Genomic DNA, 26,068 nt, shown 5'->3' on the forward strand with positions numbered 1-26,068 from the left:
GACGGGGTCACACATCGGCTTTCGGCAGCCGGAGTTCGAAGCGGGCGCCGCCGCTCGGCGCGGCGCCGACGGTGAGCGTGCCGCCGTGCCGGTGCGCCACGTCACGGGCGATGGCCAGGCCGAGTCCGGCCCCGCCGTCGTCCCGGCTGCGGGCCTCGTCGAGCCGTACGAACCGCTCGAATATCCGCTCGCGCTCGGCCTCCGGTACGCCTGCGCCGTCGTCGGCGACCGCGAGCACGATCCGGCCGTCCCCGCGGCGTACGGACACGGTGACCTCGGTGCGGGCGTGCCGTTGGGCGTTGTCGAGCAGATTGCGCACGAGCCGGGCCAACTGGCCCCGTGACCCGTTGACTTCCGCTCTCAAGGCGGCGTCCTGACCGATGTCGACGGCGACCGGCGTACGGTCGGTGGCCCGCCCCTCGGCCTCCTCGCGCACCAACGCGGCCAGATCGACCGGCCGTTGCGTCGGCGTCTCCCCCGCGTCGAGGCGGGCGAGCAGCAGCAGGTCGGCCGCGAGTTGCTGGAGTCGCACGGTGTCCTTGACGGCGCCGGGGACGTCGAGCAACTGCGGGTGCGCGGAGCCCACTTCGAGCTGCGTGCGCAGGGAGGCGATCGGGCTGCGCAGTTCGTGCGAGGCGTCGGCGACGAAGCGGCGCTGCCGTTCGACGGACGCTTCGAGGGCGGTGAGCGTTTCGTTGGTGGTCCGGGCCAGCCGGGCCACCTCGTCGTGCGCCGCGGGCTCCGGCACGCGCCGGGAGAGGTCCTCCGAGGCCGTGATGGCGGCCATCTCGCGGCGGATGCCCGCGACCGGGGCCAGTGCGCGGCGGGTGACCAGCCAGGTCACGCCGCCGACGACCGCCAGCAGGGCGGGCAGTCCCGCCAGCATGACCACGGTGGTGGTGCGCACGGCGCTCTCGCGCGCCGCGAGCGAGGCGCCCGCGTGGACCAGGACCGTCTGCCCCGCGAGGTCGGTGGCCTTGACCGTCGCGAACCGGTAGGCGGCGCCGCGACCGTCCAACGTGGCGTGTCCCGCGCCCTCTTGGACGGTGCCGCTGATCTCGCCGACGACGGGGTCGGCGGTGCCGGTGGGCGTGGCGTGGTCGTCGCTCCCCCGGCCGCTGGGGGTCGTCTCCTGCGCGTCGCCGTCGCGCCCGCCCTTGCCCCGGCCACGGCCGCCGCCTGCGCCGCCGTGGTCGTCGGCGGTCCCGCTCGGCGACACGGTCGGTGGCGGCGTCGGTGCCGAGGTCGGACTGACGGTGGGTGTCGGCTCGGGCGCAGACCCACGCGGCCTGACGTCCGGCACTCCCGTGCCGCTGATCTTCTCCAGGGTCCTGCTCGCGGCGAGCAACCGCCCGTCGGTGGTGGTCACTTGGACGGGCGCGTCGTCGGGGAGGGCGAGCCCGGAGTAGAGCGCGGCGTCCGCCTTGCGGGTCGCGACGGTCACGGCGACGCGGCGTGCGGTGTCGTTGGCCTGGCTCTGGGCCTGCTCGGTGAGGTTGGCGCCGAGCGAGAGGAGGACCGCGATCCCGGCGGCCACCATCGCCACGGTCACCACGGCGGTCGCGCCCAGCACCGTCTTGGCCTGCACGGAGCCGAGCGGGCGGCGCCTCATGACGTGACCAGGCGGTAACCCGCGCCGCGTACCGTCTGGATGGTGGCCGCGCCCAGCTTGCGGCGCAGCGCGCTGATGTAGACCTCGATGATGTTGGGGTCGCCGTCGTAGGCGAAGTCCCAGACGTGCTCCAGGATCTCCGGCTTGCCGACCACCTGGCCCGCCCGGACGGCGAGTTGTTCGAGGACCGCGAACTCCTTGGCGGTGAGCGCCACTTCGTCCTCGCCGCGGAACACCCGCCGGGCGGAGGTGTCGACGGCGAGGCCGCCGACCCGCAGGACCGGCGAGGCACCGGGAGAGGCCCGGCGGCGCAGCAGTGCCTTCACCCGTGCGACGAGCACGATGTAGGAGAACGGCTTGGTCAGATAGTCGTCCGCGCCTGTGTCCAGGCCCTCGGCCTCGTCGTACTCGCCGTCCTTGGCCGTGAGCATCAGGATCGGTACGTCGTTGCCCGCGGCGCGCAGCGCGGCGCACACGCGGTAGCCGTTCATGCCGGGCAGCATGATGTCGAGGACGACGAGGTCGTAGGCGCGGTCTCCGGCCAGGTGCAGTCCCGAGAGCCCGTCGTGGACGACGTCCACGGCGAAGCCCTCGGCCGTCAGTCCCTTGGCCAGGGAGACGGCGAGTCTCTTCTCGTCCTCCACGATCAGCAAGCGCATGGGCCCACCCTCCCAAATCGAACCTGAAGCGATCTTCAGGTCGCTTCAGGCTGCCTTCAGCTTGCTCCGGCCATCGTGTTGGCACGGACACAGCAACGACACAGGCCGGGTACAGCCCGGCCGGGGAGGCTCCTCATGAAGCGCGACATCACCCTCGCCGCCGTCGCCGCGGCGGCCCTGCTCGCCGGTGGCGGCTACACCGCCATCGCCGCGGGTGACGACCACAACGGCCGTGCGACGGCAGTCCCGAGCGCCACGTCCCCGCACGACGCGGGCGACGACCACGGCGGCGACCGCCGTACGCCGTCGACGGGTGCCCCGACGGGCGTCCCGCGCACCGGCGCCCCGACTCCCAGCAGCACCGGCCTCACGGCGGCCGAGGCCGTGACCGCCGCGCTCACGCTGTATCCGGGGACGGTCGTCTCCGTCGAGCGTTCCCGCGCGGACTTCTGGGAGGTCAGGGCGCTCGGAAAGGACGGCGTGCTACGCGAGTTGAGGGTGAACGCGACCTCCGGCACCGTCAGCCTGGACGGTCACCGTGGCGGCGGCCGGGGCGCGGCGACTCCCCGCCCGACGCGTTCGCCCGGAGGTGACGACCACGGCGGCGGCACTCCGAGCCCGACCCGCTCCCCCGGAGCCGACGACCACGGCAGTAACGACCACGGCGGTAACCGGTCGGGCGACGGTCATGGGAGCGGGCACAGCGCGGACGACGGCGATCAGCACCGGGGCCGGGGCGGCGACGACTCCTGAGCCGTGGGCGCGGCGGCGAAGCCGCCCTCGGGGGTCGGTTCCGGGGCGAGGAGGACGGCGGTGTCGGGTACGGCGAGGCCGGCGGCGGCGAAGGCGCGGCGGAAGCCCGCGACCTGGACGGTGTACGCGGGGCTGGCGACGACGGCGACCCGCTCGTGGCCGAGGCCGCGCAGGCGCCGTCCCGCGAGGTGACCGGCGCCCTCGTAGTCGATGGTGACGACGGGGAACAGCTCGGGGGCCGCGTTCTCCCAGGCGCAGAGCACGACGGGAAAGCGCGTCCGCCAGCAGCGGGAGGTGGTCGATGAGGTCGCGGTCGCCCGCTATCAGCAGGGCGTCGACCGAGCGGCCGGACAGACCGGCCATGATCGCCTGTCCGCGCGCGTTCGCCACGCCCGGTGTGGCGGCGGGGTCCGCGCACGGGTCGCGACCGGCGGGTCTCGGTAGGGTGCCGGGATGACCGAGAGCTGGGACCCGTCGGGCGACGGGATCGTACAGTTTCCGTCCGGTGCGCTGGTGCGCGGGCGCGGTCTGCGCCGACCGCTTCCGGCGGGCCCGACGCCGTCCTTCGGCGTCTATCTGCTGGGCGGCGAGCCGCCGTTGACGCGCTGGGAGGCGCGGTGGGTGCGCTGGCCGGATTTCCGGCTGCCCGCCGATCGACGGCAGGCGCGGGCGGCCTTCGAGGAGGCGCTGGCCCGGGCGGCGGACGAGCGGGTGGAGGTCGCGTGCGGCGGCGGCATCGGGCGGACCGGAACAGCCCTCGCCTGCATGGCCGTTCTGGACGGGGTCCCGGCGGACGAGGCCGTCGCCTTCATCCGCCGGCACTATCACCACCGCGCCGTGGAGACGCCGTGGCAGCGCCGCTTCATCCGCCGCTTCGACCGCGCGGAGCGCTGAGCGCGCGCCTGCGGCGATCCCCAACGCGCTAGACCGGTACGGGAATCCGTCATCGCTTGTTCGCTGATCGTAACGCGGGCGAAATGCCGGTTTGATGTCCTGTCGAGTCACAGAACGGCCCGGTCCCCGGCCTCTTCGTGAGAGCCGTACCGGAGGCGCTCAGGGCTCGGGGGCTCGGCGGACCCAGCCGTTCCGACGGGTCCAGCGGGTGAGCGGGGGGAGGACGGCCCGGATGGCGATGGACAGCGGGTCGGCGGCATGGGCGGACGGACCTCAACCGCCGAGCGGCCGATGTCTGGTCAGTGTCGAACTCGGTATGGACCTCGGCGTCGAACTCGCCGTCACGCAAAGGGACATGCCCACGGCCTCGGTGGCCGACCGACCGGCGCCCGCGCTCTCGCTGGCCGTACGGACGCCGGGGCGGCAGGCCGTCCTGTCGGCCGCGCCCGGCGCGGCCCTGCCGGGTGAACACCGCGTCCTGGACGAGCACTTCGTGGTCGACGCGGACACCCACGAGGCGCCGAAGTGGCGGCAGCTCGCCGATGTGCTCTACGGGAGCAGGTCGCGCTCGGCAGGCGACGCGAGCCGCTGGCTGCTGGCCGTCACCGCGGCGCACGACACCTGCCGGATAGCGGCCGTTCCCTTGGTCAGGGACGGCGGTTGGGCGGTGCTCGACACCACGGACCGGCAGATCACCTTCGTACCGGTGACGACCTCGCTGCGGCCCTGGTTACTGCCGTCGTGCCTGCTCGGCTGGCTGACGGCGGGCGGCACACTCCAGGAACTGGCCGCCGCCCGGCTGGACTGCTTCCCCGCCGAGTCGGACGCCCCGCGCCCCGGTGAGGGCTGAGCCCGATCCGGCTCTGCCGCCCCCGAGGCCGGTGACGACACGCCCGCCCCGTGTTCTCGGCCGCCGCGACCGGTGGGCCCGGAAAACCGTTCGACGGCTCCGCCGAGTCCTGACACTGTGGCGGACCATGACCGACTTCGAGCTGCTGACCGCCGCGGACGTACAGCTCATGCAGGACATGGCGCAGCGCGTCACCGCTGTGCGCCCTGACCTGGTGAACACCGACGCGTCGTACGGCGAGCTGGCGTGGAACTGGGGCAAGGGGCACGCCGCCGGCGGCGCGAACTGGCCGCGGCGGCTGTGGTTCTCCGGCGGGGAGCCGGTCGCGTGGGGCTGGGCCCAGCTTCCGCACCGGCTGCGGCGCAGCGACGGTTCTGTGCGGGATGCGACCGGCGCCTATCTGGCGTATCAGGTCCACCCCGACCACGCGGGACTGGTCGACGAGGTGATCGACTGGTTTCACGCCACGACGCCGGACGTCGAGCGGACGGTGGTGCCGAGCGGCGCCGACACGTTCGGCCTGGCGCGGTGGGCGGCGCACGGCTACGAGCCCGATCCGGCCTCGCTCGGCGAGAAGGGGTCCTGGACGCAGCTCAACGAGCGGGAGCTGACCGACGTCGAGGAGCCGCTGCTGCCGGACGGATTCCGGTTCCGCACCGCCGAGGAGGCGGGACCGCAGGCCGCGGTCCGGGCCCATGTGGACGCGTGGGCGCCCTCGACGTACACGGCCGAGAGCTATGAGGGTGTCCGGCGGGCGACGGGCTACCGCGCGGATCTGCACCTTCTGGTGGAGGCGCCGGACGCGACGATGGCGTCCTCGACCATCATGTGGTTCGACGAGGCGAACGCGACCGTCGAGTTCGAGCCGGTCGGCACCCATCCGGACTACCGGCGTCTGGGGCTGGCCAGGGCGATGCTCCTGCACGGCATGCGTCGCGCGCGGGCCGCCGGGGCCACGCACGCGACCGTCGCCTGCCTGGGCGCGCCGGGCTATCCGGCGGCGCGCGCCCTGTACTACGGCGTCGGATTCCGGGAGTTCTCGCGGGACGCGCCGCTGATCAGGGTCCGCGCCTCCGCCTGAGCGGTCCGCGCCGGGAGTCACCAGACCAGCGCGGCGATCGGCGCACCGACCGCCACGCGCAGCCTCCTCGACTCCCTGGCGGGCCGTCCGCCGGACGCACCCGTCCGGTGACTCCCGGCGGGATCAGAACAGCGCGTCGCCCTCGGACAGGCTCACGCGCGCCCCGGTGTCGAAGACGCCCTCCGACGTCCCCGCCGAGTACACGCGCATCTGCCCGGTGGTGGCGGCCACGAGATCGGGCAGCAGGTCACCGGTCAGGTCGCCGATGCCGAGGAGCGTGGTGAAGGGCGTCCAGCCGCCGGTGCCCGCCAGGACGCGGGCGCCGAGGCGGCCGTGCCCGTCGCCCGGATAGAGCCACAGCTTGCCCGTGGACAGCTCGGTCACGACGAGGTCGGGGCGGCCGTCGCCGGTCAGGTCGCCGGGGGCGGCGAAGGCGCCCATCACGTTCCAGCCGGGGCCGACGAGCAGGCGGGTGCCGAAGGTGCCGTCGCCCCGGCCGGGGTACATCCACAACTGGCCGGTGGTGTCGCGGGCCAGCAGATCGCCCTTGCCGTCGCCGTCGAGGTCTCCGGCGGCGGTCACGGCGGTCATCGTGTTCCAGCCGGGGCCCACCAGGAGCCGGGCGCCGAAGGTGCCGCGGCCGGTGCCCGGATACATCCACAGCCGGCCGGTGGTGTCGCGGGCCAGCAGGTCCTCCGTGCCGTCGCCGTTGAGATCGCCGTGCCGGGTCAGCGCCGACATGGAGTTCCAGCCGGACCCCTCAAGACCGGCGGTGCCGTCGCCGGGCAGCCGCCACAGCTTTCCGGAGTACGTCCGCAGCAGCAGGTCCTCGCGGCCGTCGCCGTTGAGATCGCCGAACGGCTGGGCGGGGCGTTTGAAGACTCCGTACGGCGCGAACCACGGCAGGTACTCGGGGCCTCCCTGGCACTCCCGCAGGGTGTGCGCCCAGCGGAAGGAGCTGAGGTTGTGGTCGAGGGTGGCGCCCGGGCTGGTGAACCGCGACAGCTCCCAGCGGTCGTCGCCGGTGCCGGTGGTGTCGGCCTCGACGTCGTGGACGGCGTCGAGGTACTGGTAGTCGGCCAGGCTGTACATGCACAGGGCGTGGTAGCCGGTGCGGTTGTAGACCGAGGACGCCTTGTCGTCCCACGCGCCGAGGGTCGGCTGCGCGGCGGTGTAGGACGTCATGGTCCCCTGGCCGCCGGGCTGGTCGAACAGGCACAGGGCGCCCTGCGGGCACCGGTCGTAGCCGGTCGCGGCTTGCGCGGGGGCGACTCCCCCGGCCACAAGTCCGAGCGCGACGGCGGTGGTCAATAAGGTGGCGCGCAGTGAGGCGCGCAGTGAGATACGCATGACGGTCCCCCCAAGGAACATCCGGCCCGCCGGGCGGGTGCGGGCCGGGCACACCTTAGTCGTGCCCGGCCCGGCGTGTACGGCACTCGGCGGTACCGTTCCCCGCCCGGGAGGGGTGGACGGGGAACGGCGCTCATGGTCCGGCGGGTCCTGTCGGGCCTAGGGCGTGTCCGTGAAGTCGCGTCGTCCGCCCGGAGGGCGGGGCTGGCGGTGTCTGGTGCGTGCGATCGCAAGGCGGAGGGTCGTCCTCATAGTGGGCCTATTCGGATGAGCCCGACAACGCAGCGAGCGTGCGTGCCAGGCGCCGCCAGCCAGACGAGACTTCACGGACACGCCCTAGGTGACGGTCAGGCCGAAGACGTGCAGCCGGGTGCCCGCCTGATCGCCGGTGACCGTGGTCGGCAGGGTGACGTACGCCAGCGTCCTGCCCGCGGCCAGCGGGATCTTGGTGGCGTACAGGCTGACGGCGGTGTCGGCCGGATAGCCGCTGTTCGGCGGACGGTTCCAGCGGGGTGCGGTGGCGACGGGTTCGTCCTCGGGGAGCGGGGTGCTCGGGGTCCAGTTGGTGAGGGCGAGGGTGAACGGGGCGGTGCTGCCGTCGGTGTACGTGAGGGTGCCGGTGCCCGATCCGCTGCCGTTGTTCGCGGCGCCGAGGAACCACAGGGCAGATCCGCTCGTGTCCACCGCGATGTGCTGTCCGGCCGCGACCACGTTGTCCGCGCCGCCCGGTGCCGGGTCCGGCCAGGTGAAGGTGGCCGGGCCGTGTGCGACGGATTGGCCCGGCTTGACGCCGACGTCGGCGAGGGCCTGGGCGGAGTAGCTGAATCCCGCGCCGTCGAAGTCGGCCGCGCCGGGGGCGGTCTCGTCGCCGACCCCGGTGTTGTCGTAGGCGGCGGCGAGTGATCCGTACAGCAGGGGCAGTGCGAGCGATCCGCCGTCGAGCGGGTGGTCGTGGCGGGCCACGGTGACGGTGCCGGTGAGGTCGAGCGCCGCGGAGGTGGCGTTCGCGCCGACGGTGACGGTCAGCTTGGTGGTGGCGGTGGCGCGTGGACGCAGGGTCACCGCGGCCCGGGACGGTGTGACGGTGACGCCGGTCGGCGCCTTGGTGTCGGCGGTGACGGTGACGGTCTGGTCGGTCGCGTTGCGCAGGGTGAGGGTCGCGGGGAACGCGGTGCCGGTGCGGGCCAGCTTGGTGGCGGAGGTCAGTCGCGCGTCCACCAGCGGCGCGGTGGTGACCTGTTGGCCGCCGGAGACGCTGAATCCGCCGGTCGCCGTCGCCGTCGCGGTGAGCCGCCACAGGCGGATCTGCGCGTCGGCGGGCGGGGTCACCAGCCATGAGGTGCGCGGGCGGGTGCGGGGGTCGACACGGTTGAAAGTGGCGGGCGTCAGGGCCCGTACGGTCCATCCGGCGGGTACGCCGAGGCCGAGCCGGACGTGCTGGAGCGTGCGCGTGCCGCCCGCGGTGAGGGTGGTGGTGACCACGTTGCCGTGGACGGGGTCGAGCGCGGCGGGGACCTGCGCGGTGACGGTACGGGCGCCGGTGGTCGTGGTGAGGGTGTGGGCGCCGGTCAGCGGCAGATCGCGGGAGGAGTTACCGACGTAGATCCGGTACGTGCCCGGAATCGTCGTCCAGGCGTGGGCCTTGGAGTCCCAGGTGCGCAGGTCGTCGGGCGCGAGGGTGAAGGTGACGCGCCGCGACTGTCCGGCCCGGAGGGTGACGCGCTGGAATCCCTTGAGCTGCTTGGGGGGTTCGCCCGCGCCCGCCGGGTCGCCGACGTAGAGCTGGGCGACCTCGGAGGCGGTACGGGTGCCGGTGTTCTTCACCGTCGCGGAGACCTTCACCGGCCCGGTCGTGCCGGTGACGCCCGGTGAGACGGTGAGCCCGCTGAAGGAGAAGGACGAGTAGGTCAGGCCGTAGCCGAACGGGAAGAGCGGGGTGAGGTGGTGGGCGTCGTACCAGCGGTAGCCGACCTCGAGTCCCTCGCTGTAGTGGTAGTCGGTGGTGTTGGTGGCGACATCGACGGTGCCCGGGTAGCGGGACGGGTCGGCGGTCGGCAGTTGCGCCATGCTCGCGGGCCAGGTCTGGGGCAGCTTGCCCGAGGGGTTGACGTCGCCGAACAGGACGGAGGCCAGTGCGGCGCCGTTCTGCTGGCCGCCGTACCAGGACTCGAGGACGCCGTCGACCTTGTCGAGCCACGGCATGAGCACGGGCGCGCCGGTGTTGAGGACGACGATCGTGTGCGGGTTGGCCGCGGCGACGGCGGCGACGAGGTCGTCCTGCGCGCCGGGCAGGGTGAGATTCTGCCGGTCGCCGTCCTCGCTCTCGTCGTCGTTGACGACGACCACGGCGACGCTGTCCTGTCGGGCGGCGGCGGCCGCGGCGGCGATGGCCGCGGTGTCGGGCACCTGCCAGCCCAGGGTGACCGAGCCGTTGCCCGGCGGGCTGGTCGGCGTCCCGGCGACCGGTCCCGTGGGGCCGTTGACCGGCTGGTAGTTCTCGACCGTGATCGGGGTCCGCACGCCGCCCGTGAGGCGGATGGCGGACACGCCGGGGCCGTACTGCGCCCAGTCCTGGAAGACCGGCTGCCCGTCGAGGGTCATCCGGATGCCGCCGGTGTTGGCCATCGAGAAGGTGTACGTGCCGGTGACGGGTGCCGTCAGGTAGCCCTTCCACCGCACGGAGAATCCGGCCGGGTTGACCCCGGGGCCGGGCGCGGCCGTGTAGTGGTCGTCGACGGTCGGCTCGACGCGGGTGAGCGCGGGGGTGCCGGACAGGTCGAGGTTGTTGAAGTACTGCGTGGTCAGGCCGGGGTGGCCGTCGGCGGTGGTGAAGGTCGCGGCCGGTACGGTCGGCAGCTTGTCGGTCACGCCGGGGACGTCGACTCCGGTTCTGCCGATGGCGACCTGGGCGCCGGTGCCGTCCGCGCCGAAGGCGGTCAGTTCGGCGATCGACCACCAACTGTCGGCGGTGCCGGTCTGTTCGATCCTGATGTAGCGGGCCTGCCGGGCGGCGAAGGTCGCGGTGACGACCTGTCCGGTGCCGGCGCCCTCGGCGACCGGGTCGCCCCATGTGGCGCCGTCCGCGGAGAGCAGGACGCGGTAACCGCGGGCGTAGTCGGTGCTGTTGCCCGCGTCCAGGGTGACCCGGTCGATGCTGTGCGAGGCGCCCATGTCGACGCTGACCCACTGGCCGTCGGCCATCGGGGTGCCGCTGGACCAGCGGGTGCCCGCGTTGCCGTCGACCATGTTGTGCGGCTGGTCGGAGGGGCCGGCGGAGGAGGACGCCCGGGCGGCCCAGGAGCCGAGGTAGTCGACGCGGCCCTTCGTCCCGAGCCGTTGGGCGATGCCGTCGGCGACGGTGACGACGGACGAGGCGTCCACGGGTACGTGCGAGCTGCCGCCGCCTCCGGTGATCGGCGCGTCCTTGGCGGCGGCGCCGATCACGGCGACCGTGGGCGTCCTGGCGGGGTCGAGCGGGAGCAGCCGGCCCGCGTTCTTCATCAGGACGGTGCCCTGCGCCGCGATGTCGCGCGCGGTGGCGACGTGCGCGGGGGTGGTCGCGGTCGCGGAGGGCGAGCCCGGTGCGGTGTCGAAGAGGCCGTAGGCGAATTCCTCGGTGAGCAGCCGGGCGACCTTGTCGTTGAGCACGGCCATGCCGACCTGCCCGGAGCGGACGGCGTCGGCGAGCGGCTGTCCGAAGTTGCCGGGGGCGGGCATGGTGAGGTCGAGACCGGCGTTGGCGGCCCGGACGGTGCTGCGGGCGCCGTCCCAGTCGGTGACGACGAATCCGTCGAAGCCCCAGTCCTGCTTGGCGGTCCGGTTCAGCAGATACGCGTCCTCGTTGGAGTGGACGCCGTTGACCAGGCTGGTGGCGGCCATGATGGAGGCGGCGTCGCCCTGCTGGACGGCCTGCTTGAACGCCGGGTAGTAGATCTCGTTGAGGGTGCGTTCGTCGACGATGGCGTTGCCGTTGTTGCGGTTCTGCTCGGTGTCGTTGGCCGCGAGGTGCTTGAGGTCGGCCATCACGCCCTGGGACTGGACGCCTTGGACGTACTTGGTGGCCATCGCGCCGGACAGGTAGGGATCTTCACCGGCCATCTCGAAGACGCGTCCGCCGCGCGGGTCGCGCTCCAGGTTCACATCGGGTCCGAGGTTGACGCTGACGCCCTTGGTCTTCGCCTCGGCGCCGACGACCTGTCCGTACGCGGTCTCCACGGCCGGGTCCCAGGTGGCGGCGGCGGCGACCGGAGCGGGCATGGCCGTCGTGCCGCCCATCACCACGCCCGCTCCCCCGTCGTTGAGGTTCAGCGCGGGTACGCAGAGCCGGGGCAGGGGGGCCACCACGCCCGCGTAGCCGGGGAGTTGGCTGCCGTGGGTCATCGACAGCTTCTCGTCGGTGGTCATCCGCGCGAGCACCTGCGCGGCCCGCTGTTCCGGGGCGGCCTTGGAGTGCAGCCAGGGACAGGCGGCCGTGCCGCTGTCGGCCGCGGCCTGTCCGGTGACGGCGGGCAGCAGTCCGGTGGCCGAGGTGAGCAGCAGGGCGGCGGTCAACGCCTGTACGAGCCTGGCGGGTCGGGCCCGTGCGGGCCGTCCGCCGTCGGGCTGCGCTGCGGGGTGTGCGGTCATCGGTGTCCCCTCTGGAGTACGTCGCGCGGTGCGCGGCCGTGGTGCGGCGCCGCCTGCCCGGTCAATCGATTCATTCCGTCGTCGCGCCGAACGGGCCCGCCTCACAGGGTGGTGCGGGGTCGGTCGCCGGGCGCGGGCCACGGGGGACGCGCCGTATCCGAAGCGGGGCAGACCATATAACGATTCAACAGGAGCCGTGGAGAACCTAAGTCCATCTCAGCGGCCGGTCAATAGGCATGCGCCCGGAATTACCCGAAAGCCCAAGACCAGGATATTGAAACGTCTTTCAATGTCGACAACGATGTCCGATCCGATGGATCGGGCGCACACCCCCGGATGGCGGCTGCACGCAACCGGGCCGCGTCAGAAGTATTGACGCCCCACCTGGCGTTCTCATACGTTTCTCACGCCTCAATGGAGTGAATCGTTTCACTCACCGCAAGGAGTCCGATGTCCGGTTTTGCGCGGGAAAAACTGTCGTACGGGATCGCCGTCGCGGTCCTGGTGACGTCGCTGTCCCTGGGCGGCGCGCCCTTCGGTCACCCCCCGGCCGCGCAGGCCGCGTCCGGCGGAATCTCCGTGGGTGAGCTGACCGCTGACGCCACGACGGATCCGCTGGGCATCGACGATCCGCGTCCCGCGCTCGGCTGGAAACTGCGCGCCGCGGCCAACGGCCAGCGGCAGAGCGCCTATCGGGTGCTGGTGGCGAGCGACCCGGCCCGGCTGAACTCCCCGAAGGCGGACGTCTGGGACAGCGGCCGGGTGGCGACGGACGACTCGACCGGCGTGCCCTACGGCGGTCCCGCGCTGGAGTCCTCGCGCACCTACTACTGGAAGGTGCAGGTCTGGGACGCCTACGGCCGGGCGTCGGCCTGGAGTCCGGTCGGGCGCTGGGAGATGGGCCTGCTGAACTCTTCGGACTGGAAGGGCGCGCGGTGGATCACCCCGGACACCGGCGGCGCCGCCTCCTGGTCGGACTTCACCCTGGACACGGACTTCACCATCAAGGCGGGCGCGGCGAGCGTCCTGTTCCGCGTCAAGGACAGCCGCGACTACTACATGTGGCAGATCAACGCGGCCTCGACGCCCGGCAAGGTGCTGCTGCGCCCGCACGTCCAGAAGGACGGCTCCTTCGCCACCCTCGGCGAGGTCGACCTCAGCCCGGTGGTCACCACGGCGAACGCCGGAGCGCCCCACCACCTGACCGTCCGGGCGGACGGCGCCACGATCACCACCTCGGTCGACGGCACGCGGGTGGACACCCGGACCGACACCACCTTCACCGCCGGCACCCTGGGCTTCCGCACCTCGACCACCGGCAACGTCGCCGAGGACGCCCTGTACGACAACCTCGTGGTGCGCGGCCTGGACGGGGCCAGGCTGTTCTCCGACGACTTCTCCACCTCGCCCGACCCGTCCTTCCCCGACTCGGCGGTCACCAACGGGCAGCTCGAGCCCAAGGGCGACCCGACTCTGCTCGACCCGAACCCCGCGGCGCCCCTGCTCCGCAAGGGCTTCACCCTCGACGGCCGGAAGAAGGTCACCAGGGCGCGGGCGTACGTCTACGGGCTCGGCTTCTACGAGATGCACCTGAACGGCGCGAAGGTCGGCGACCGGGTGCTCGCACCGGCGAGCACGCCGTACGACCAGCGTGATCTGTACGCCACGTACGACATCACCGGCTCCCTCAAGCAGGGCGCCAACTCGGTGGGCCTCTGGCTGGGCAACGGATACGGGCCACGGTTCAGCCCGTACGGCTTCCGCTGGACCGGGCCCAAGCAGGCCGTCGTGCTGCTCGATGTCCGCTACTCCGACGGCACCCGGCAGAGCGTCGTCAGCGACGACTCCTGGAAGTGGTCGACCGGCGCCGTCACCGCCAATGACCTCTACGCGGGTGAGAGCTACAACGCCCGCCTGGACAAGCCGGGTTGGGACCGCGCAGCGTTCGACGACTCCGGCTGGCAGCCGGTGCGGACGGTGGCGGCGCCCTCGGACAAGCTCGTCGCGGACACCATGCCGCCGGTCAGGGTGACGGACACGCTCCGTGCGGTGAAGCTGACGCAGCCTCAGCCCGGCGTCTACGTCTACGACTTCGGGCAGAACATCGCGGGGTGGGAGCGGCTGCGGGTGACGGGTCCCGCCGGGACGACCGTGAGGATGCGGACGGCGGAGGAGGTCGGCGCGGACGGGACGCTGGACACGGCCACCAACAGGTCGGCGGCGTCCACCGATTCCTACACTCTGGCGGGCGCCCGTACGGCGGAGACGTACGAGCCGCGCTTCACCTACCACGGCTTCCGCTATGTCGAGGTCACCGGCTTCCCCGGCGAACCGGCCCTGAGCAGCCTGGACGCGCGCGTGGCGCACGCCGACGTGGCCTCCACGGGCACCTTCTCCTCCTCCGACGCGCTGCTGAACCAGATCTGGCGGAACAACCGGTGGAGCGTCCTCAACAACTCGATGAGCGTCCCGACCGACAATCCGGTCCGCGACGAGCGGACACCTCCCGGCATGGACGTGCAGGCGTATCACGACGCGTCCACCCGTGAGTTCGGCATGGACCGCTACTACGCCAAGTACCTCCAGGACATGCCGCCCGGCACGGCCCTGCCGAACGACGCGGGCAACGCGCAGCAGCCCGACATGGGCGGCGACCAGATCACGCTGGCATGGACGCTGTACGAGCAGTACGGCGACCGGGCGACGCTGGCGGCCACGTATCCGGCGATGAAGGCGTTCGTCGACAAGAACGCCGCCGATGTGCCGGGGCACATCTGGCCGAGCGACCGGGGCTTCGGCGACTGGTGTCCGCCGGACCGCGGCGCCAACGCCAACGGCGGTCGCGGCGGGCCGAACGCGGGCGCCTGCACCAGCGAGGTGTCGGTGGTGAACACCGCGCTGTCCTACCTCCAGGCGGTGGATGTCGCCAAGTCGGCGACGGCGCTGGGCCACAGCGCGGACGCCGCCCGCTACGGGACGCTGGCGCGGGACATCAAGGACGCGTTCAACGCCGCGTTCCTCAACGCGGCGGGCGACACCTACGGGGACGGGCGGCAGACCACGAGCGTGCTGCCGCTGGCCTTCGGCATGGTGCCCGCGGCCCATGTGGCGGCCGTCGGACGGCAACTGGTCTCCACCATCACCGAGAAGGACGGCGGACACCTCGACACCGGCATCTTCGGCACCCGCTACCTGATGGACGCGCTCGCCGCGATCGACCGGATCGATGTGGCGATGACGGTGCTGGACCAGCGCACCTACCCCGGCTTCGGGTACGAGATCGGCCAGGGCGCGACGAGTTCGTGGGAGCAGTGGACGTACTACTCCAACATGGAGACCCACGACCACGCGATGTTCGCCGGTGTCAACGCCTCGCTCTACACGCGGTTGGCGGGCATCGAGCCGACCGGGCCGGCCTACCGTACGGTGACGGTCGCGCCGCGTATCCCTGCGGGGATGCGGCACGCCGCGGCCTCGATCGCCACCCCGCGCGGCACGGTCGCCAGTTCCTGGACCGTCGCGAACGGGCGGACCACGCTCGACGTCACGGTGCCGGTCGGCTCGACCGCGACCGTCCATCTGCCGCTGCCCGACGCACGGCATCCGCGGGTCGAGGCCACGCACGGCGCTCGGCTGCTGCACAGCGACGGCGAGGAGGCGGTCTACGCGATCGGTTCCGGCCACTGGCGGTTCACCGCGGCGGGTCGGTGAGCCAATCGCGGGCCGGAGCGTGACAGTCACGCCAATTCCCGCTCGGCACGGGGACTTTGGGACCATTGCGCGGCCGTCCCGAATTCGGCATGCTGAGCGCCGGATCACATGTGATCCACAGCGTTCCACGTCATGTGACGTATTTCGCAGCCGAATTCGGGGAGACCGCAGATGACCGCGTACGTCCTGCTGGAAATTCAAGTGACCGACATGGCCGCCATGGCGGACTACCGGGAGATCGCCCAGAAGGCGGTGGCCGAATTCGGCGGCGAGTACCTGATGATCAACGCCAGGCCCGAGGCGGTCGAGGGCACGTGGGACGGTGCCAAGGGCCTGACGCTGCTGTCGTTCAGCAGCGTGGAGCAGGCGCGGGCCTGGTACAACTCGGACACCTACGCGCCCGGTATCGAGATCGCCAAGAAGGCGACCGTGCGGCGCCTCGCCATTCTTCCCGGCTTCGGCGAATCGGTCTGACCGGTTCGGCGCCGTATACGGTCGGCGCGGATCAGGGCAGTTCGAGCATCGGCTCGCCGCAGGACTGGCATTCGGCGTACACATCGAGATCGTTGAGGATTTCGGCGTATTCGCCGTGTCCCTTGAGCGCGGCCGTGGCCGCGAGCAGATAACCCGTGGTGACCTGGTCGTGCTCGCCCGCCACCAGCGTCTCCCCGAGCAGGGCCAGTGCCTCGGGGAGCGCCTGCCGGTACGCCTGCGCGAGGTCGTCGGGCAGGCCGTCCCAGACCTGTCCGTACTCGCCCGAGCACATGGCGACGAGCCCGATCACGTACAGGTAGTCGTCCCTCTCGGCCGCCGGAAGGCCGCGCGCGATGGCGACGATGTGCGGCACGGCGGCGTACGCGGCGGGCCAGGCGGTGCCCTCGGAGCAGAGGTACGGCCACAGGTCGTCGAAGCGTTCGCGGTCGGCGGGGTGGTCGAGCAGGTGGCGCAGTTCGTCGGGCACGCAGGGGGCGTCGGAACCGCTCTTGCCGTTCGACCGGTCGCGGTGGTCGAGCGTGGTCCAGCGGGGGTCGTCCAGAGGCAGCATGGCCAGGAGTGTAGAGGTCCGCACAGGGCGCGAAAGCGCCTAGGTGCGGCTGCCCGCCGTGCCCTAGCGTCGTGACCGCCCGCATGCCGTACGCGCCCGTGAGCAGGGAAGCAGAGGACGTATCGTGACCGTCATACCGCAACCGCCCGACATCCTCTCGCCGCAGTTCGCCGCCGACCCGTATCCGGCCTACCGCGTCCTGCGGGAGCACTACCCCGTCGTCTTCCACGAGGGCACCGGCAGTTGGCTGCTGTCGCGGTACGAGGACGTCGAACGGGCCTTCCGCGACCCGGTGTTCACCACCGACAACTACGCCTGGCAGCTCGAACCGGTGCACGGCGGGCGGACCATCGTGCAGATGAGCGGGCGGGAGCACTCCGTCCACCGGGCGCTGGTGGCACCGGCCTTCCGCGGCCGGGAGTTACGGGAGCGGTTCCTGCCGGTGATCGAGCGCAACGCGCGCGATCTGATCGACGCCTTCCGTGACGCCGAACAGGCGGACCTGGTCGACCAGTTCGCGACCCGCTTCCCGGTCAATGTGATCGTCGACATGCTCGGGCTCGACCGCGACGACCACGACCGCTTCCACGCCTGGTACGCCGCCGTGGTCGGCTTCTTCGCCAATCTCGCGCAGGACCCCGACGTCGCCGAGGCCGGGATGCGCGCGAGCCGGGAGCTGGCCGCGTATCTGGTGCCGATCGTCCACCGGCGGCGGGCCGAGCCGGGCGAGGACCTGCTGTCGTCGCTGTGCACGGCGGAGATCGACGGCGCGGTGATGACCGACCAGGACATCACCTCGTTCGTGAGCCTGCTGCTGTCCGCGGGCGGCGAGACCACCGACAAGGCGATCTCCGGGATGTTCCGCAATCTGCTGGCCAGCCCCGAGCAGTTGGAGGCCGTGCGGGCCGACCGCGACTTGGTGGCGGCGGCCTTCGCGGAGTCCCTGCGGTTCACTCCCCCGCTCCAGATGATCATGCGGCAGCCAGCCCAGGACGTCACGCTCCACGGCGTCACCATCCCGGCGGGCGCGACGGTCACCTGTCTGATCGGCGCGGCCAACCGGGACGAGCGGCATTACGACAGGCCCGACACCTTCGACATCCACCGCACGGACCTGACCACCGCGAACGCCTTCAGCGCCGCCGCCGACCACCTGGCGTTCGCGCTCGGACGGCACTTCTGCGTGGGCGCGCTGCTGGCGAAGGCCGAGGTGGAGGTCGGCGCCAACCAACTCCTGGACGCCTTCACCGAGATGGGCTTCGCCGACGGGACGCCGGCCCCGGACAGCGGGGTGTTCGTCCGCGGTCCGCAGCGGCTCGACCTGAGCCTCACGCCCGCGACGACCTGACCCGCAGCGCCGGACGCGGGCCGAACGGGCCGCGGCCCTGTCGCAGGGTCGCGGCGGCCCGCGCCGGGCGCAGGATGCCCGCCTGGAGGCGGCGGGCCGCGTCGATGTGGTCGAAGGTCCAGATCATCTTGACGGCGGTGGAGGTGCCGCGCCCGTCGCCGGCGGTGAGGTCGCGGCGTACGGCGTCGAGCAGCCGCCCGTCCGCGGCCTCGTCGCGGGCGGCACGGTCGGGGACGGCGCCGGAGCCCGCGAGGGCCCGCGCGGCGGCCTCGTACCAGTCGACCAGCAAGGTGCCCGCGTAGAGGATCTCGCCGCGGGCCGCCGTCCTGTCCTCCTGCGAGGTCACGGTCTCGCGCTCCCACAGGTCGAGGATCGCGTCGGAGGTGAGCCGCAGCGCGGCGACGCCGGTGATGAGGGTCGTCACGTCGGCCAGCGGGATGTGCTTGGTGCCGCGCTCGGCGAGGAAGCCGCGGAAGGCGTCGTCGAGGCGGCGCGAGGCGGCGGCGGCCCGGCGCCGCTCGTCCTGCGGGGTGGCGGGCGCGGGGGCGGCGGCGTCACAGCGGGCGACGCCGTACTGGATGGCGCCGCGCAGATAATGGGCGCCTTCCTCGTAGGCGTCGGCCAGTGCCTGGCCGAGGGCGCGTCCTGCCCCGCGTGGCCAGAACAGCGCCCCGGCCACCAGGGAGACCCCGCAGCCGAGGGCGACGTCCTCGACGCGGACGAGCCCGATCTGCCAGCCCGCGGGCTCGATGATGTTGTAGAGGATGAGCAGGACGGTGGTGAATCCGGCCTGTCCGGCGGCGAAGGAGATGGCGGCGGGCGCGAGTCCCGCGAAGGCCACGGCGAAGGGCAGCAGCAGCCACAGGGCGGTGGTGTGGGTGCCGACGCCGTAGACGATGCCGCCGCCGATGACGAAGCCGACGCCCGTGCCGAGCAGGCCGCGCAGCGCGTTCTGGCCGGTGCTCAGGGCGTTGGAGCGCAGCACCGCGAGGGTGCCGAGGACGACCCAGAACGAGTGCTGGACTCCGGTCGACTCGGCGAGCAGGACGGCCAGGGCGAGCGCGATGGCGCCGCGGACGCTGTTGTGCAGCCAGACGGAGTGGCGCTCGACGTGGGCCCCGGCGCGTTCCTGCGCGGACGACAGGAAGGACGGCACGCCCGAGGGCCCGCGGCCCAGGACGTGGTCCCACCAGCCGCGGCGCAGGGCGGCGACGGTGAGGCCGATGTTGGTGGCCATGGCGGAGATCGCGAAGCTCATCTCCTGGGCGCGGAAGCTCGGTTCGAGGGCGCCGAGGATTCCGGCCATGGCGTCGTCGGCGGCAGGGGTGTCGGGCGCGCCGGACGGGCCCGGCGCGTCGGCGGAGCCTGACTTCGCCGTCCGGGGCCGGTGCAGCGGCAGATCGCCGGTGACGGCCGTCTCCATCGCCTCGCGGGCGGCCTCCAGCCGCCGCAGGTCGCGCTCCAGCTCCGCGGAGCTGTCGGCGACCGACTCCAGGCTGGCCGCGCCGTGTTCGAGCAGGGTCGCGGCGGCCACCTTCACGTCGCAGACGACCGCGTCCGTCGGCCCGGGCTCCTCGTCGAGTGGCATGCGCTCCAGGATCGCGTCGAGCCACACCACCTGGTCGACCAGCCGGACCAGCGTGCGCGCCGACGTGGACAGCCCCGTGGGGCGGTACGGCGTCCCGAAGAACGAGGTGCGCAGCGCGGCGACGGCGGCGCCCGCCTCGTCGGACAGCGCCCGGTACTCGGCCGCGCCGACCGGTCCGAAGCCGCCGCGGACGCAGTCGACCTCGGAGCGCAGCCGCCGGGCCAGCAGCGCGCACGCCGTGGCGGTGGCCAGCCGCAGCGGTTCGCGCCGGGGCGCGGGCCACAGCAGGCCGACGGCGATCACCGACGCCGCGCCGGCCAGCAGCCAGCCCGCGAGCCGGTCGGGCAGCGCGCTCACCGGGGCGGGCAGCGTCACCGGCAGCACGAAGGCGACCAGCAGCGCGGTCGAGGCGCTGGCCAGCACCGAGCTGACGACCCCGGCGAACAGCACGAGGAAGCCGACGACGAGGGTGACCAGGACGGCCAGCCACGCCGTCCGCGAGGCGAGCGTCCCGACGGTGACCAGGACCGCGCCCGCCGCCACCAGACCGGTCTGCGCGGCGAGCCGTTGGCCCATGGCGCCGCTGAAGTCGACGAAGAGCAGGCCGGACAGCGCGCCGAACGAGGCGAAGGTGGCCATGGCCGGGTTGCCGACGACCTTGTCGCACAGGGCGAACAGGGCGGGCATGACGATCGCTGCGCGTCCGGCGCGGCGCAGCGCGGACAGGTCCGCGTCGCGGGTGCGGAGCCAGTTCAGGACGTTCAGCACGGCGGTGCCCCGTGTCGTCGTGCTCGCCGCGCCGCGTCCGGTTCTGTGGTCATCAGCAGAGCATCGCACTCCGTACGGCCGCCCGCGGGCCCCCGGCGCGGGGTGTCGGGTCATACGCTGCGGAAGTGATTCTTCCCACCGCCGAGAGCGTGCGCGCGCTGCACGAGAAGTACGCTCCGACCCGTGAGTCCCTGTCCCTCGTCCGCACCCACTGCGAGATCGTGGCGCGGATCGCCCTCGACCTGGCCGCGCGTTCGCCCGAGCCGGTGGACACCGGGCTCGTCGAGACCGGTGCGCTCCTGCACGACATCGGTGTCTACCGGCTGGGCGACGACGCGTACGTCCGGCACGGTGTGCTCGGCCACGAGCTGCTGCGCGCGGAGGGCCTGCCGGAGGAGCTGTGCCGTTTCGCCTCCCACCACACCGGCGTCGGGCTGACGCGCGCCGACATCGAGCGACAGCGGCTGCCCATCCCGCCCGGTGAGTATGTCGCCGAGTCCGTCGAGGAGCGGCTGGTGATGTACGCGGACAAGTTCCATTCGAAGTCGAGCCCGCCGAAGTTCCTGGACGCCGCCGCGTACGCCGGGAAGGTGGCGCGGTTCGGCCCGGACAAGGTGGTCGCGTTCCGCGCGCTGATCGCCGAATTCGGTGAGCCGGACCTCGACCCGCTGATCGCCGAGTACGGGCACCGCGTCCGGCGTGGTGACGCGCGAAGGACCTGACCGGAGGGTGTGCCGGGGCGGCGGCCCGGCCGGGTGCCGTGCGGGGCTCGCCGGGGCGCATGGCAAACTCACCGGGGTCGCCGACGCGGCGCCGTACGTTCCGCTTTCCGGGACGGCCGGGGCGGGCACGACGTCGGCGGCGCGATGTCGCGGTGCGGAAGTGGGTGTGGCGATGCTGGCGGAGACGGTCTTCCGCAGCGAGGACCTGGCGGTCGAGGACCGATTCGACGCCTGGCGCGAGTGCATGAACCGTACGCACGCCCCGATGCGGCTGGAGAGCGAGTGCGCGGCCGACTTCAAGGCGCATCAGCGGCTGATCGGGCTGGGCGCGGTGTCGATCTGGCCCGCGACCTTCGAGCAGCTGGTCTTCCTGCGCACGCCGAAGCTGATCCGGCAGTCGGACCCGGAGGTCTACCACCTCTCGCTCCTGCTGAGCGGTGAGGCCGGGGTGTCGTGGGGCCGGGAGGAGAACTCCTACGGCGCGTTCGACATCCACACCAACGACTCCTCGCGGCCGTACGAGATCTGGACGGGGCACGGGTCGATCTCCTCGGTGGGCGTCGAGATCCCCAAGGTGCTGCTGCCGCTTCCGCAGCACCGGCTGGACAAGGTGATCGGGCGGCACATCACCGGACGCGAGGGCGTGGGCGCGCTGCTCGCGCAGTTCCTCACCCAGCTCGCCGCGGACACCGTGCCGTACGCGCCCTCCGACGGTCCTCGGCTGGGCGCCGTGCTGGTCGACCTGGTGGCGGCGCTCCTCGCGAACGCCCTGGACGCCGAGGCGGCGCTGACACCGGAGACGCGGACCCGGGCGCTCACCTTGCGGGTGAAGTCCTTCATCCGGCAGAATCTGCACGACCCGGAGCTGACGCCTCGTCATATCGCCGCGGTGCACCACATTTCGCGCAGTTACCTGCACCGGCTCTTCCAGGCGGAGGACGAGACGGTCGCCTCGTACATACGCCGCCTGCGGCTGGAGGGCGCGCGTCGCGACCTGGCCGATCCGGCGCTGCTGGAGACGCCGATCCATCTCATCGCGGCCCGCTGGGGCTTTCCGCGGGCGGCGGACTTCAGCCGCGCCTACCGCGCCGTCCACGGGGCGGCGCCCACCGACCACCGCCAGCGGTCCGTACGTCCGGGTGCGGGTTCCTAGGGCGGCTCCGGCCGTTGTGGACGCATTGCCAAGTCGTCAGGCGACCGGCTGCTAACGACAGGCCGGCGCCGTGACCGGCAGGCTTGCACGTGCATGCCCCAGGTCGGACCCGCCACCCGCGGACCCCGGCCACGGGGCGGCCCGTCCGTCGCCCATGAGGGCGGTCCACGGACGGTTCGCCGACAGACAGGAACCGATCATGCAGATCGACACGCCGAAGGCGGCCCGCCGCCGCGCCAACTGGCTCCCGTTCCACGACGACGAGACCTAGCGGAATCCCGGACGGCAGGCGCCGGCCCTTCCTCCGCGCCTCGGCCGGACGGCCGGGGCGCGACGGCGGTTGCGGTCCGAATGACAGGGGCGGGAGCCACGGGGGTGTTCCCGCCCTTCGCCATGCCGTCGCCGGACGGTTTGTGTTATCCGGCCGCGTCCCACGGGGTCTCCGACGTGTACCGATGCACGTGGCACGGCTGGAGGCGGCACGATGGGACGCAGGCGGCGGACGAGATCCGTACGGGGCTGGTGGGGGCTGGTCGTGGCCGCCGTGGTCGCGAGCGGGGTGGTCTACTACTGGCCGTCCTCGCCGGGCGGTGACGGGTCCGCGAGTACGGAGGCGGTGACCCGCCAGGCCGCGGCTTCGGCTCCGGCGGCCCCGACCGTGTCCGGGTCGCCGACGGCATCCGCGGCCGCGACCCGCGCGTCCGCCTCGCCGTCGGCGACCGCGCGCCCGTCGCAGCGGCCGAGTCCCAAGCCGTCGCCGCCGAAGCCGTCCGCGCCGAAGTCAGCGGCGGCCGGGGCCGGTTCGGGCGGCGGGCGGACGATCACCGTCGTCAACCGCACGCAGGAGACGGTGTGGGCGATCGTCACCGGCACCGCCGCGTATCCGAACGGCCGGGAGCTGCGGCCGGGGCAGAGCACGTCCCTCACCGTGGGCAACAAATGGGGCGGCCGGATCTGGGGCCGTACCGGCTGCACGTCCGGCGGCCAGGGCGCGTGCCTGACCGGGGACTGCACGTCGCAGTGCTCGGGCGCCAACCCGCCCACCACACTGGGTGAGTTCACCTTCGACGCGTACGCCGGGCTCGACTTCTACGACGTGAGCATGGTCGACGGCGCGAATCTGCCGATGTACATCAACATCTCGCACACCGTGACCGCCGATCCGGTGAGTGCGACGGGCTGCTACAAGGGCGCGTGCACCAAGCCGGTGGACTGCCCCAGCGCCATGCGGGCCATGTCGGGCGGCCGGGTCGTCGGCTGCAAGCCGCCGTGCGCGGCCTTCGGCGGGGACACCTACTGCTGCCAAGGCGCGTGGGCCGGGCGGGAGAACTGCGTGCCGTCGAAGTGGCCGGTGGACTACACGCAGGTGTTCAAGAAGGCCGCGCCGTACGCCTATTCGTACGCCTTCGACGACGCGGCGACGATGTCGTGCAAGGGGCGGTGCGACTACCGGGTGACCTTCGGCGTCACCTGAGCCGCGCGCGCGGGGTCTCGCTCCACCGCTCCCCCAGGAAGTCCTTCAGCAGGTGGGTGACGGCGGCGGGCCGTTCCATGCTGGGCAGGTGTCCGGCCCAGGGCAGTTCGAGGCGGCCGGCGTCGGCGAGCAGTCCGGGCAGCCGGGCGGCGATCTGCCGGAAGTCCGCCAGGTCGTGGGCGCCGGAGACGACGAGGGACGGCGCCCGTACCGCCGCGAGGTCGTACGGCGGGCGGAGCTGGTCGAACTCCCCGGCGGCGAGCTGTACTTCGTAGGCGTTCCGCTGCTGGACGCGTACGGCCCGCCGGGCGGCCTCGTCGCCCTCGGGGCCGATCCAGGTCTCGACCATCAGCTCGACGGCGCCCGCGAGGTCGCCCGCCTCCAGCAGCGCCTCCTCGCGTTCGTCCAGCGCGTCGAGTTCGGCGGAGGCTTCGTGCCCGGCCAATCCCGGGCACAGCAGCACCATCGCGCCGACCCGCTCGGGGTGGCGCGCGGCGATCTCCAGCGAGGTCTTGCCGCCGTAGGAGGCGCCGACGAGCGCCGCCTGACCGATGCCGAGCGTGTCGAGGAGTCCGATCACGTCGTCGGCGTTGTTGTACGGCGCGTCCGGCGCGGGGGTCCGGCCGAAGCCGCGCAGGTCGCAGCGGATGACGCGGTAACCGGCGTCGGCCAGCGGCTGCCATTGCGGGTCCCACATCCGCCGGTCGCAGACCCCGGCGTGCAGGAATACCAGTGCGGGGCCGTCGCCCGCCGTGTCGTAAGAGAGAGTCATCCGGCAGACGGTACGCACCGCGCCGCGTGATTCCCTCCGGTTTTCGCTCTCGGCGACACTGTCGGCCGCCGCTGCCGGGGCCGAACATCCGGTGTCCGTCAGGCGCTTGCCGGACGCCGTGGCCGCGGGGCTCCGCGCAGAGCGCGCGACGAGGGCCGCGCAGCCCGGTGGGGTGCGCGGCCCTCGCGTGATTCGCCGTCCGCGTGGGTCAGTTGGGGTTCTCGGCGTTCGTAAGGGTCTCCCAGGCCACGAAGAGGTTGTTGGAACCGGCGGGGCGGTTGTTCTGCGTGAGGGTCTGCGTGTTGGTCATCGCGACCCCGCGCCGGGTGTGCAGCGCGTTGTAGCCGGTCTCGGTGATCGGGCCGAGGCCGCGGTTGACACTGCCGTTGCACAGCCAGCTCGGCGGCGCCGTACCCAGTTCGTACTTGGACTGGAAGCCGAGCGCCTGCCGCAGCCGCTCGCCGATGTCCGTGCCGTACAGGTCGTCGCCCTGGATGCGGCTGGTCTCGGCGATGTGCGAGATCGCGGAGATGCCGTAGCCGGTGTGCGTGAAGTCGCGGCAGGTCTCCTGGGTCAGCCCGTCGACGAAGGTGGACTGCCCCTGCCAGTAGCTGACGATCTTGGCCTTGGTGTCGAGGTTCTGGCTCGGCACCGTCTTGGGGAGCGCCCCGTCCGCGGCGATGTAGACATAGGCCGCGGCGCGGGTGCGGAACTTGGCCATCGCCTTGTCGTAGTCGGTCTTGTCGTCGAGGAAGACGGAGATGCCGACGGCGGCCTCCATCATCGACAGCTCCCAGTTGCCGTTGCTGTTCGAGCCGTTGATGATCTCGGGCAGGTAGACGTTGCGGAGCATGGTGCCGAAGCGCCCGGCGTTCGGCCAGCCGCCGGTGTAGGTCGACTTGATGATGTCGGCGGCCTTGGGCCACGACGAGCCCGCCCAGCCGGTCTGCAACGGGGCGTTGCTGTTGGTGTGCTGGGTGATCGTCGCCGACCACGCGTCCATCAGCTTGATGGACTCCTGCGCGTAGCGCGCGTCACGGGTGAAGTACCAGGCCAGGGCGTCGGTGTAGGCCGCGATCGCGTCCTCGCGCTCGTCCGTGCAGCCGTTGTTGGGGTTGGAGTAGGAGCCGCACTCGACGTTCGCGCGCGGCTTGGGCGTACGGGTCAGCGAGGCGTACGAGCTGGCCATCATCTGGTTGTACGCGCTCTTCCACGGCTCGGCGTTGGCCTGCACCTTGGCGCGGGCGAAGTCGAGTTGGGCGGCGGAGACGGTCACTCCGGGGTGGACGAAGGCGGCCGGTGCCGCGCTGGCGCGCTGGGCGCCTCCGGGCCAGGCGGAGAAACCGGTTACAAGGGCCGCGGCCGCACAGGCGGCGGTGACCAGCAGAACGGGGCGCCGTACGCGGCGGCGGTGGCGCGCGGGCGAGGGCGTGGGGGTGCCTGCCATGCGGTGACCATCCGATCTTGAGTGGGGGGCTGTTCGTGAGCGGGCGCGTTCCCGGGTGAGCGCTTTGGTGAGCGCGTGTTCCCCGGTGTGCACCGTGGCGTTCCTGAGTGTGAACCGAGCTTGCATTTCTGAACACTTGACTGACCGCAGACCATAGGTACGGACTAATGCCCCCGTCAAGCCCCTGCGCGGTGCGGGAGTTGGCCGAACCCGGC

The 26,068-nt window shown here is 72.5% G+C and carries 18 protein-coding genes and 3 pseudogenes; 11 read left to right on the forward strand and 10 right to left on the reverse strand.

All coding sequences use genetic code 11. The annotated features are described in order from the left end of the window. Positions 1-7: 7 nt before the first annotated feature. Both ACZ4EF_RS20945 and ACZ4EF_RS20950 read right to left on the reverse strand, forming a co-directional pair. A pseudogene (locus ACZ4EF_RS20945) lies at positions 8-1,345 on the reverse strand (sensor histidine kinase); the annotation flags it as partial. A 263-nt stretch (positions 1,346-1,608) separates the two neighbouring features. After that, the gene (locus ACZ4EF_RS20950) at positions 1,609-2,271 is read right to left on the reverse strand and encodes a response regulator transcription factor (protein WP_467505952.1); all 663 of its coding nucleotides are present in this window, start codon (positions 2,269-2,271) and stop codon (positions 1,609-1,611) included. Positions 2,272-2,406: 135 nt separating this feature from the next. Here ACZ4EF_RS20950 and ACZ4EF_RS20955 point away from each other — a divergent pair, with 135 nt between their 5' ends. Then, a complete protein-coding gene (locus ACZ4EF_RS20955) occupies positions 2,407-3,024 on the forward strand; it encodes a PepSY domain-containing protein (RefSeq protein WP_467505954.1) in 618 nt (205 codons plus the stop codon). On the opposite strand, the gene ACZ4EF_RS20960 is transcribed toward ACZ4EF_RS20955, so the two are convergent. Then, a complete protein-coding gene (locus ACZ4EF_RS20960; protein WP_467505956.1) occupies positions 2,991-3,287 on the reverse strand; it encodes a hypothetical protein in 297 nt (98 codons plus the stop codon). The genes ACZ4EF_RS20955 and ACZ4EF_RS20960 overlap by 34 nt on opposite strands. 190 nt (positions 3,288-3,477) lie before the next feature. Between ACZ4EF_RS20960 and ACZ4EF_RS20965 the strand changes: the two genes are divergently transcribed. From ACZ4EF_RS20965 to ACZ4EF_RS20975, 3 genes are all read left to right on the forward strand, one after another. Further along, on the forward strand, positions 3,478-3,918 hold the full coding sequence (locus ACZ4EF_RS20965) for a protein-tyrosine phosphatase family protein (RefSeq protein ID WP_467505958.1): 441 nt from the start codon (positions 3,478-3,480) through the stop codon (positions 3,916-3,918). A 232-nt stretch (positions 3,919-4,150) separates the two neighbouring features. After that, positions 4,151-4,768, forward strand: coding sequence for a hypothetical protein (locus ACZ4EF_RS20970; RefSeq protein WP_401720802.1), 618 nt, complete (start codon positions 4,151-4,153; stop codon positions 4,766-4,768). A 127-nt stretch (positions 4,769-4,895) separates the two neighbouring features. Continuing rightward, positions 4,896-5,849 (forward strand): GNAT family N-acetyltransferase, encoded by a 954-nt coding sequence (locus ACZ4EF_RS20975; protein ID WP_391164323.1) that lies wholly within the window; start codon positions 4,896-4,898, stop codon positions 5,847-5,849. 123 nt (positions 5,850-5,972) lie between these two features. On the opposite strand, the gene ACZ4EF_RS20980 is transcribed toward ACZ4EF_RS20975, so the two are convergent. Together ACZ4EF_RS20980 and ACZ4EF_RS20985 are read right to left on the reverse strand one after the other, a co-directional pair. Continuing rightward, positions 5,973-7,199, reverse strand: coding sequence for an FG-GAP-like repeat-containing protein (locus tag ACZ4EF_RS20980; protein ID WP_467505961.1), 1,227 nt, complete (start codon positions 7,197-7,199; stop codon positions 5,973-5,975). 336 nt (positions 7,200-7,535) lie between these two features. Next, positions 7,536-11,825, reverse strand: a complete 4,290-nt coding sequence (locus tag ACZ4EF_RS20985) for a glycoside hydrolase family 3 C-terminal domain-containing protein (RefSeq protein WP_467505963.1) — start codon at positions 11,823-11,825, stop codon at positions 7,536-7,538. A gap of 450 nt (positions 11,826-12,275) precedes the next feature. Between ACZ4EF_RS20985 and ACZ4EF_RS20990 the strand changes: the two are divergent. The 3 genes and pseudogenes from ACZ4EF_RS20990 to ACZ4EF_RS21000 all read left to right on the forward strand — a co-directional run. After that, positions 12,276-12,725, forward strand: a pseudogene (locus ACZ4EF_RS20990) (glycoside hydrolase family 78 protein); the annotation flags it as partial. 579 nt (positions 12,726-13,304) lie between these two features. Next, a pseudogene (locus tag ACZ4EF_RS20995) lies at positions 13,305-15,536 on the forward strand (family 78 glycoside hydrolase catalytic domain); the annotation flags it as partial. A 171-nt stretch (positions 15,537-15,707) separates the two neighbouring features. Beyond that, a complete protein-coding gene (locus ACZ4EF_RS21000; RefSeq protein ID WP_391164326.1) occupies positions 15,708-16,010 on the forward strand; it encodes a DUF1330 domain-containing protein in 303 nt (100 codons plus the stop codon). Positions 16,011-16,041: 31 nt separating this feature from the next. On the opposite strand, the gene ACZ4EF_RS21005 is transcribed toward ACZ4EF_RS21000, so the two are convergent. Then, positions 16,042-16,581, reverse strand: a complete 540-nt coding sequence (locus ACZ4EF_RS21005) for a hypothetical protein (RefSeq protein ID WP_401720791.1) — start codon at positions 16,579-16,581, stop codon at positions 16,042-16,044. 124 nt (positions 16,582-16,705) lie between these two features. On the opposite strand from ACZ4EF_RS21005, the gene ACZ4EF_RS21010 reads away from it, so the two are divergent. Next, positions 16,706-17,929, forward strand: coding sequence for a cytochrome P450 (locus ACZ4EF_RS21010; RefSeq protein ID WP_467505966.1), 1,224 nt, complete (start codon positions 16,706-16,708; stop codon positions 17,927-17,929). Here ACZ4EF_RS21010 and ACZ4EF_RS21015 read toward each other — a convergent pair. Beyond that, positions 17,910-20,285, reverse strand: a complete 2,376-nt coding sequence (locus tag ACZ4EF_RS21015) for an FUSC family protein (protein WP_467505968.1) — start codon at positions 20,283-20,285, stop codon at positions 17,910-17,912. The genes ACZ4EF_RS21010 and ACZ4EF_RS21015 overlap by 20 nt on opposite strands. Positions 20,286-20,410: 125 nt before the next feature. Between ACZ4EF_RS21015 and ACZ4EF_RS21020 the strand changes: the two genes are divergently transcribed. Together ACZ4EF_RS21020 and ACZ4EF_RS21025 are read left to right on the forward strand one after the other, a co-directional pair. Further along, entirely contained in the window at positions 20,411-21,007 is a 597-nt protein-coding gene (locus ACZ4EF_RS21020) for an HD domain-containing protein (protein ID WP_401314105.1), read from the forward strand. Between the two features lie 172 nt (positions 21,008-21,179). Continuing rightward, a complete protein-coding gene (locus tag ACZ4EF_RS21025; protein WP_391051911.1) occupies positions 21,180-22,160 on the forward strand; it encodes an AraC-like ligand-binding domain-containing protein in 981 nt (326 codons plus the stop codon). A gap of 567 nt (positions 22,161-22,727) precedes the next feature. Here the strand turns inward: ACZ4EF_RS21025 and ACZ4EF_RS21030 are convergent. Next, positions 22,728-23,027: a hypothetical protein gene (locus tag ACZ4EF_RS21030; RefSeq protein ID WP_467505970.1), complete on the reverse strand. Its 300-nt coding sequence runs from the start codon at positions 23,025-23,027 to the stop codon at positions 22,728-22,730. On the opposite strand from ACZ4EF_RS21030, the gene ACZ4EF_RS21035 reads away from it, so the two are divergent. Next, entirely contained in the window at positions 23,011-23,634 is a 624-nt protein-coding gene (locus ACZ4EF_RS21035; RefSeq protein ID WP_355343620.1) for a thaumatin family protein, read from the forward strand. The two genes, ACZ4EF_RS21030 and ACZ4EF_RS21035, sit on opposite strands and share 17 nt — an antisense overlap. On the opposite strand, the gene ACZ4EF_RS21040 is transcribed toward ACZ4EF_RS21035, so the two are convergent. Together ACZ4EF_RS21040 and ACZ4EF_RS21045 are read right to left on the reverse strand one after the other, a co-directional pair. Continuing rightward, positions 23,627-24,406 (reverse strand): alpha/beta fold hydrolase, encoded by a 780-nt coding sequence (locus tag ACZ4EF_RS21040; protein ID WP_467505972.1) that lies wholly within the window; start codon positions 24,404-24,406, stop codon positions 23,627-23,629. The two genes, ACZ4EF_RS21035 and ACZ4EF_RS21040, sit on opposite strands and share 8 nt — an antisense overlap. 208 nt (positions 24,407-24,614) lie before the next feature. Next, the gene (locus ACZ4EF_RS21045) at positions 24,615-25,853 is read right to left on the reverse strand and encodes an alginate lyase family protein (RefSeq protein ID WP_391051866.1); all 1,239 of its coding nucleotides are present in this window, start codon (positions 25,851-25,853) and stop codon (positions 24,615-24,617) included. Positions 25,854-26,068 lie beyond the last annotated feature (215 nt).

The organism is Streptomyces sp. NPDC025721, assembly GCF_055558595.1.

Excerpts from the sequence above, each read along its gene's own strand:
- ACZ4EF_RS21005 (WP_401720791.1), bottom strand. The coding sequence starts at position 16,581 with ATGCTGCCTCTGGACGACCCCCGCTGGACCACGCTCGACCACCGCGAC.
- ACZ4EF_RS21000 (WP_391164326.1), top strand. The coding sequence starts at position 15,708 with ATGACCGCGTACGTCCTGCTGGAAATTCAAGTGACCGACATGGCCGCC.
- ACZ4EF_RS20955 (WP_467505954.1), top strand. The coding sequence starts at position 2,407 with ATGAAGCGCGACATCACCCTCGCCGCCGTCGCCGCGGCGGCCCTGCTC.
- ACZ4EF_RS21045 (WP_391051866.1), bottom strand. The coding sequence starts at position 25,853 with ATGGCAGGCACCCCCACGCCCTCGCCCGCGCGCCACCGCCGCCGCGTA.
- ACZ4EF_RS20965 (WP_467505958.1), top strand. The coding sequence starts at position 3,478 with ATGACCGAGAGCTGGGACCCGTCGGGCGACGGGATCGTACAGTTTCCG.
- ACZ4EF_RS21025 (WP_391051911.1), top strand. The coding sequence starts at position 21,180 with ATGCTGGCGGAGACGGTCTTCCGCAGCGAGGACCTGGCGGTCGAGGAC.
- ACZ4EF_RS20970 (WP_401720802.1), top strand. The coding sequence starts at position 4,151 with ATGGCGATGGACAGCGGGTCGGCGGCATGGGCGGACGGACCTCAACCG.
- ACZ4EF_RS20950 (WP_467505952.1), bottom strand. The coding sequence starts at position 2,271 with ATGCGCTTGCTGATCGTGGAGGACGAGAAGAGACTCGCCGTCTCCCTG.
- ACZ4EF_RS20980 (WP_467505961.1), bottom strand. The coding sequence starts at position 7,199 with ATGCGTATCTCACTGCGCGCCTCACTGCGCGCCACCTTATTGACCACC.
- ACZ4EF_RS20985 (WP_467505963.1), bottom strand. The coding sequence starts at position 11,825 with ATGACCGCACACCCCGCAGCGCAGCCCGACGGCGGACGGCCCGCACGG.
- ACZ4EF_RS20975 (WP_391164323.1), top strand. The coding sequence starts at position 4,896 with ATGACCGACTTCGAGCTGCTGACCGCCGCGGACGTACAGCTCATGCAG.
- ACZ4EF_RS21040 (WP_467505972.1), bottom strand. The coding sequence starts at position 24,406 with ATGACTCTCTCTTACGACACGGCGGGCGACGGCCCCGCACTGGTATTC.